We start from the raw sequence: 7,187 nt of genomic DNA, 5'->3' as shown, positions 1-7,187 counted from the left end.
CGGCTGACGGGGACCGACATCCCGGGCCGCGGCAGCAAGGCCCTGAACGTCGCCATCCTTGGAACGGCAGCAGATGCGGCGGCCCGCCAGCATCTGGTTCAGGCCTTTAACACCGCACATCCTGATATTCCGGTCGGGGTGCAGGCCATTCAAGGCGCGGACTGGAAGGATTTCTTCTCCAAAATTCTCACCATGGTCGCCGCCGGAACCCCGCCGGATGTCGTCTACGTGGCCACCGAGGGCGCCCAGCTGTTCGCTGACAAGCTCGCCGAGCCGCTGGATGGTTATGTCCGCCGGGACGCTGCCGACATGGGCGAATACTTCGATGACGTTCATCCGAGCCTGCTGGAAGCCTTTATGTACCAGGGCAGCCTCTACCAGCTTCCGCTGGACTGGAACGCTGCGAACATCTACATGAATACCGGCATCTTCGCCGAGGCCGGGCTCGACCGGCCAAAGGACGATTGGACGCAGGATGACTTCAGCGCCACTCTGCGCGCCCTGCGGCGGGCCCGCCCAGCCGATTTCACCCCGTATTACTGGACCAACCGGCTTTTCGGCGGAGTTGTGCCCTGGCTGTACGCCAATGGCACCAGCTTCCTTACCGAAACCAAGGCTTCCGGCGGGGACTGGGTTTGGGATCGTTTTTACCCCAACGACCCAGCCCGGGCGACCCGCGGAGGCGGCTATCAATGGCTGGCCCCCAACGCCGAAGACGGGCGGGTTATCGAGACCATCGACTACCTGCGCGAAATCGTTGCCGAAGGACTGGGCGTGCGTCCTGAATCCGGGGGCGGCAACGCCCTGGTTGGTTTGTTCGGCAACAACCGCATCGGCACCACGCCGGCGGGTGGATACTGGGCGCAGGGCCTGCACGATGCCGGAATGACCGCCGATCAGTTCGATGTGCAGTTCTTCCCCCGCTGGCGCACCCAGCGGCATCAGTTCGGCGCTGCCGGCTACGCGATCATGCGCACGGCGAAGGACAAGGACGCAGCCTGGGAATGGGTTAAGTTCTGCTCCAGCCGGGAAGCAATGCAGTTGGCCATTCCGAAGCCGAACACCACTCCGGCCCGCCGTTCGATGGTCAACCAGTCCTTTTACGCGGCCACCGGGCCCAACCATTGGAACGTCTTCTACGACACTCTCGACAGGTTCCCCACTAGCGGCCCCATCCCCGCGCCGCCCCAGCAGGCTGCGGTTGAAACAGCTCTGATGAAAAACATTTCCACCGCCGTCAGCGGCAACTCCGCCGACGTGCGGGCCGCGCTGGGCACCCTGCAGCGCGATCTCGAACTGGCTCTGAGGAGGAACCTTTGACCGCCACTTCCACAACTCCCCGCCGAACCGTAAAACCATCGGCCGCACGCCGTTCGTTCACGGAGCGGTGGCTGGCCATGATTTTCCTTGCTCCCACAGTGCTCGGGATGGCCCTGTTCACCTTCCTGCCGATTATCGGCTCGCTGGTCCTTGCCTTCTTCCGCTGGGACATCATCTCAGCACCCCAGTTCATCGGTTTCGCCAACTTCACCGCACTGGCAGAGGACCCCACCGTCCGCGTGTCCTTCGTGAACACCATCGTGTTCGTCATTGTCGCAGTGGTCCTTCAACTGGGCATCGCACTTGGTCTGGCGTCCATGCTGCAGGCCAGAATGCCGTCCTGGCTGAGGGTATTCCTCCGTTCCGTCTTCTTCTTTCCGCTGGTCCTTTCCGCCGCGTCGGTGTCCATCTTCATGCGGTACATGTTCAACGAACAGTTCGGCGTCGTGAACTGGCTCCTGTCCCTGGCCGGTCTTCCCGCAGTGCCGTGGCTGACCAGTCCTGTCGCATCCGCAGCTGTGGTGGTTCTGGTCTATGTGTGGCAGAACTTCGGATTCTCCTTTCTGCTCTTCCTCGGCGCCATGACCAGCATTCCCAAGGAACTGCACGAGGCAGCGGACCTGGACGGCGCCACAGGCTGGAAACAGTTCAGCAATGTAACGCTTCCGCTGATCAGCCCCACGGTGCTCGTCGCCTCCGTCATGGCAATGATCAGCGCACTGCAGGTCTTCGACCAGCCCTACGTCATGACCAACGGCGGTCCAGGGGATTCCACCCGCACCGCTGTCATGGTGATTTTTGAATCCGCCTTCCAGCAACTGGAGTTCGGCCAAGCCTCGGCCATCGGCCTGGTGCTCACCGTGCTCATCCTTGCTGTCACCGCCCTGCAATTCCGGCTTAGCCGCCGCTTCGTCTTCTACCAGTGAGGTCCCTCATGTCCAGCCAGTCCCTGCCCACCGGGACCGACGAGCATCCCGGTTCCACCACCGGCACGCCGCCCACCCACAACCGCAGGCGCAACCGCCGCCTGCCCGCGGCTGGAACCGTCGGCAGGTACGCCGCCCTGGCCTTGGCTGCCGCACTGACCCTCGGCCCCGTGCTGTGGACCCTGTCCACTTCACTGCGCACGCCATCGGAATCATTCAACCTGCCGCCGTCCTTCCTGCCCGTCAATCCTGACTTCACCGCCTACCAGGAAGTGTTCAGGCAGATCAATGTGGGCGTCCTGGTCCTGAACAGCACCCTGGTGACCGGGCTGATCGCGCTGGGCCAGATGGCTTCGGCCACTCTGGCCGGCTACGCGTTCGCCCGCCTGGACTTCCGCGGCAAGAATGCCATCTTCTCTTTGGTGCTGGCCACCATGATGGTCCCGGTGCAGGTCACCATCGTTCCGGTATTCATGCTCATCCGGGGGATGGGCCTATCCGATACACTGCTGGCCCTGATCCTGCCGGCCATCCCCACCGCCTTCGGAACCTTCCTGATGCGCCAATACTTCATGGGCCTTCCACATGACTTTGCGGAAGCGGCCGCCCTGGATGGTGCCGGACCGTGGCGGATCTTCCGTTCCGTATACGCACCAATGGCGGCCCCCGGCATGGCCATCGTCGGGATCCTTGCCTTCAACTTCCACTGGAACGAGTTCTTCCGGCCGCTGATCCTCACTATCAGCGAACAGAACTTCACCCTTCCCCTCGGCCTGGTCACGCTCCAGGGAAGCCTCGGCACCGGGAGCATCTCCGTGGTCCTCGCCGGTGTCATCCTGTCCATGCTGCCCGCACTGGTGGTGTTTATCCTCGGCCAACGCACCCTGCGCGAAGGCCTCACGGCCGGGGCGGGCAAATAACCCCTTGACAGCTTCTCAGTAACGCGAGTAACCTCGATCACACGCACTAGTAACGCGCGTTACTCACCGCGAAAGCATCAACGACGAGCACCGGAGCATTCAATGGCGAAGACCACCACCCCGAACCATGCCGGGGCTGCGCGGCAACGTGGTGTCACCATGAAAGACGTCGCCGAGCATGCCGGAGTCTCCCGGACCGCGGTCTCGTTTGTGCTGAGTAACCGCGAAAATGCCAGCATCTCCGAGGAGACCCGCGCTCGGATCAATGAAGCTGTTCAGGCCTTGGGCTACCGCCCGAATGCCGGAGCACGTGCACTGGCATCCCAACGAAGTGACTGGTACGGAATTGTCACCGAGATCGTGACCGCACCGTTCGCCGTCGACATCATCAAAGGTGCACAAGACCAGGCCTGGCTTGACCGCAGGTTCCTGCTCATCGCGCCCTCCGACCAGGCCGACGCCGTAGGGCCGAACCAAGGCCTGGAAGACGCCGCAACCGAAAAGCTGCTGGAACAACGGGTGGAAGGACTTCTCTACGCAGCCACCTACCACCGTGGCGTGCATGTGCCCGAAAGCGCCAAGGAAGTACCCACAGTACTGATCAACTGCTTCGACGCGGACGGCAAGCTGCCCTCGATTGTCCCGGACGAACGTGCCGGCGGCCGCGTCGCCGTCGGACGTTTGCTCCAGGCCGGCCACCGCAGAATCGGAGTCATCAACCTGGACCCGGACATCCCCGCCGCAGTCGGGCGTTTGGAGGGTGCCCGCGAAGCACTCGCCGAAGCCGGCCTCGAGTTGGACCCGGAGCTCGTGGTGCCCGGCCATGCAACGGCAGACGGCGGGTACGAAGCCGCGTGCCGGATCTTGGACCGCTATCCACAAAAGGACAGGCCAACCGCGCTGTTCTGCCTCAACGACCGCATGGCGATGGGCGCATATGACGCCATCAAGGAACGGGGCCTGACCATCCCCGGAGACATCGCCGTCATCGGTTTCGACAACCAGGAGCTGATTGCGGCCTACCTGCGGCCCAAACTGACCACGGTTGCGTTGCCGTTCGAAAAGATGGGCGCACTAGGAGTCCAGACGCTCGCAGCCCTTACAGCAGGACAGCCGATAATTGCCGACCAGCAATTAGTCGACTGTCCGCTGTTAGAACGCTCCTCGGTCTGACCGCGAAATCAAGGTCCGAAGAGCCAACCCCTTACCCACCACTTCACCTCGCTGATGAAGACAGGAAAGAGATAACCATCATGACACAACCCCGATTTTTCAGGGCTGCCCGCATCACCACGGCCGGGCTGGCGGTAGGCGCACTCCTGCTGACCGGCTGTGCAGCCACCGTCAACAAGCCTGCCGGCACCGACGCCGCGGCAAACGCCAGCGCCTTTCTCACCATTCCGCGTGAGGACATGGGCACGTTCGTGCAGAACTTCAACCCGTTCGCCCCCACCGTCAACCCCATGGTCCAGCAGTCCATCTATGAATCGCTGCTGATCTTCAACCCGGCCAAGGGAGACACTGTGCCCTGGCTCGCCACCGAGTGGAAGGCCGCCGACGACGGAAAATCCATCACCTTCACCCTGCGCGACGGCGTGAAGTGGTCCGATGGTCAACCGCTCGTGGCCGAGGACGTCGCGTACACGTTCGAGCTGCAGAAGAAGATCAAGGGTGGTTACGACTACCTGGATAGCGTTGCTGCCGAAGGCGCCAACAAGGTCACCTTCAACTTCAACAAGCCTTGGTCCCCGGCCCTCTACGACGTCGGACAGCTCACCATCCTGCCCAAGCATGTCTGGTCCGCACTCGCTGACCCGGAGAAGGATGCCAACGCCAAGCCCGTCGGCACCGGACCGTACACCGAAGTAGACAGTTTCCAGGCCCAGTCCTTCGTGCTGAAGAAGAACCCCAACTACTGGCAGCCGGAAAAGCAGAAGATCGCCGGTATCAAGATGCTCGCCTTCGCAGGGAACGACGGCGCCAACCTCGCCGCCGCGAACGGCGACGTGGACTGGGCTCCGCAGTACATCCCGAACATCGAAAAGACGTTCGTTTCCAAGGACAAGGAGCACCGCCAGTACTGGTTCCCGGCGACGGGCGCCATGATCAACTGGCAGCTCAACACCGCCAAAGCCCCCTTTAACGATGTTGATGTCCGGAAGGCCCTGAGCATGGCTGTTGACCGCGAACAGGTCACCAAGATCGGCATGGGCGGCTACGCCAAGCCTGCAGACTGCACCGGACTGTCCGGCAACTATGAGGCCTGGAAGAACAACGAGGTCAAGGACAACTGCACCTGGACCAAGCTGGATGTCCAGAAGGCCAACGGGCTGCTGGACAAGGCGGGCTACCCGAAGGGTGCTGACGGCAAGCGCACGCTCAAGGACGGCAAACCCTTCGAATTCAAGATTTCCGTGGGCGCGTCTTCTTCTGACTGGCTGTCCGTGGCCAACGTGATCTCCCAGAACCTGGCCGAGGTGGGCGTCACGGCCAAGGTGGACTCCCCGGACTGGGCTGCCGTGGTGGCCGGCTACGAGACCGGCGAGTTCGACTCCGGCATCGTCTGGAGCGCCAACGACCCCAGCCCGTACAAGTACTTCAACACCTCCATGGGCACGGCAACCGTGAAGCCGGTAGGCACCAAGACGTTCGACAACTACCACCGCTTCGGCGATGCCACGGCCGACGCCCTGCTCGCAGAGTTCGCGGCCGCGCCCGATGAGTCCAAGCAGAAGGACATCGCCAACAAGCTCCAGGAAGAATACAACGACGCCGCACCGCTGGTGCCGCTGTTCTCCGGTCCGGAATGGGGTGCCTTCAACGACACCCGCTTCACCGGCTGGCCCACCGAGGGCAACCCTTACGCCACGCTTTCGGTCCGCGCACCCACTACGGTGCTGGTGCTGACCTCGCTGGAACCGCGCAAGTAGTCCCCACCGCCTCCCTGGCGGCGTGGGCCCACCGCGCACCACTGCTGGCCGCCGGATCATCCGGCGGCCAGCCCCCCCAAACTTTCCGCAATTCCCGAATGGAGGGAAACCGTGCGCTTCATCCTGCGCCGCCTGGGTTTCTACCTGATCGCCTTCTGGGCATCCATTACCCTGAATTTCCTGCTCCCGCGCTTCATGCCAGGGGACCCCGTCTCCCGTATGTTCGCCCGCTCCCAGGACAGAATGCAGCCCGAACAGATCGAGGCCCTGCGCAAGCTGCTCGGCGTTGACGACCGGCCGCTCTGGGAGCAGTACATCGACTACCTTCACAACATCTTCACCGGCCAGATGGGCGTCTCCATCTCACGTTTCCCCACCCCGGTCACCGAAGTGATTTCGTCCCAGATCGGCTGGACCCTCCTGCTCGGTGGAACCGCACTGGTGATTGCCGCCGTCGCGGGTAATCTGCTGGGCATCCTCGCCGCTTGGCGGCGGGGTGGCGCCGTCGATTCGGTCCTGCCCCCAGTGTTGGTGTTCATCGGTTCGTTCCCCTACTTCTGGCTCGCGATGGGTGCGCTGTACCTGTTCGGTGTGGTGCTGGGTTGGTTCCCGATCCGCCACGCGTTTACGGCCGGCCTGGAGCCCGGGTTCACCTGGGAGTTCATCGGGGACGTGGGAGCGCACCTTGTGTTGCCGGCGTTGACGATCGTACTGGTCTCCATCGGCGGCTGGATGCTGGGCATGCGCAACACGATGATCGCCACCAATTCCGAGGACTACATCACCATGGCCGAGGCCAAGGGTCTCCGTCCCAGCCGCATCATGCTCCGCTACGCGGCACGGAACGCCATGCTCCCATCGGTCACGAGCTTCGGCATGGGCCTGGGATTCGTGGTGGGCGGTGCGCTGCTGACCGAGGTGGTGTTCGCCTACCCCGGCGTCGGCTACCAACTCCTTAACGCCGTCCAAGGCCTCGACTATCCCCTGATGCAGGGCCTGTTCCTGACCATTACCGCCGCAGTGCTGCTGGCGAACTTCCTGGTGGACATCCTCTACGTCCGCCTCGACCCGCGCGTGCGCAGCAACTAGAG

Annotated in this window: 6 protein-coding genes; all 6 read left to right on the top strand. The window is 63.0% G+C overall.

Annotation, left to right across the window (positions count from 1 at the left end; translation table 11 throughout):
- A partial coding sequence (locus tag DBR22_RS12325) for an extracellular solute-binding protein (RefSeq protein WP_108599253.1) occupies positions 1–1,320 on the top strand: 1,320 nt, incomplete at its 5' end.
- Positions 1,317–2,246, top strand: a complete 930-nt coding sequence (locus DBR22_RS12320; RefSeq protein ID WP_108599252.1) for a carbohydrate ABC transporter permease — start codon at positions 1,317–1,319, stop codon at positions 2,244–2,246. The genes DBR22_RS12325 and DBR22_RS12320, both read left to right, overlap by 4 nt.
- Positions 2,247–2,254: 8 nt before the next feature.
- Entirely contained in the window at positions 2,255–3,166 is a 912-nt protein-coding gene (locus DBR22_RS12315) for a carbohydrate ABC transporter permease (protein ID WP_108599251.1), read from the top strand.
- Between the two features lie 102 nt (positions 3,167–3,268).
- Positions 3,269–4,339 carry a LacI family DNA-binding transcriptional regulator gene (locus DBR22_RS12310; protein WP_108599250.1) on the top strand — a complete coding sequence of 357 codons (1,071 nt, stop codon included), beginning with the start codon at positions 3,269–3,271 and terminating at the stop codon, positions 4,337–4,339.
- Positions 4,340–4,419: 80 nt separating this feature from the next.
- A complete protein-coding gene (locus DBR22_RS12305; protein ID WP_108599249.1) occupies positions 4,420–6,096 on the top strand; it encodes an ABC transporter substrate-binding protein in 1,677 nt (558 codons plus the stop codon).
- Positions 6,097–6,207: 111 nt separating this feature from the next.
- Positions 6,208–7,185, top strand: a complete 978-nt coding sequence (locus DBR22_RS12300) for an ABC transporter permease (RefSeq protein ID WP_108599248.1) — start codon at positions 6,208–6,210, stop codon at positions 7,183–7,185.
- Positions 7,186–7,187 lie beyond the last annotated feature (2 nt).

The sequence above is a fragment of the Arthrobacter sp. HMWF013 genome (assembly GCF_003061105.1).
Classification (GTDB): domain Bacteria; phylum Actinomycetota; class Actinomycetes; order Actinomycetales; family Micrococcaceae; genus Arthrobacter.
The sequence above is the reverse complement of the archived record's forward strand: the minus strand, read 5'-3'. Positions and strand labels throughout refer to the sequence as shown.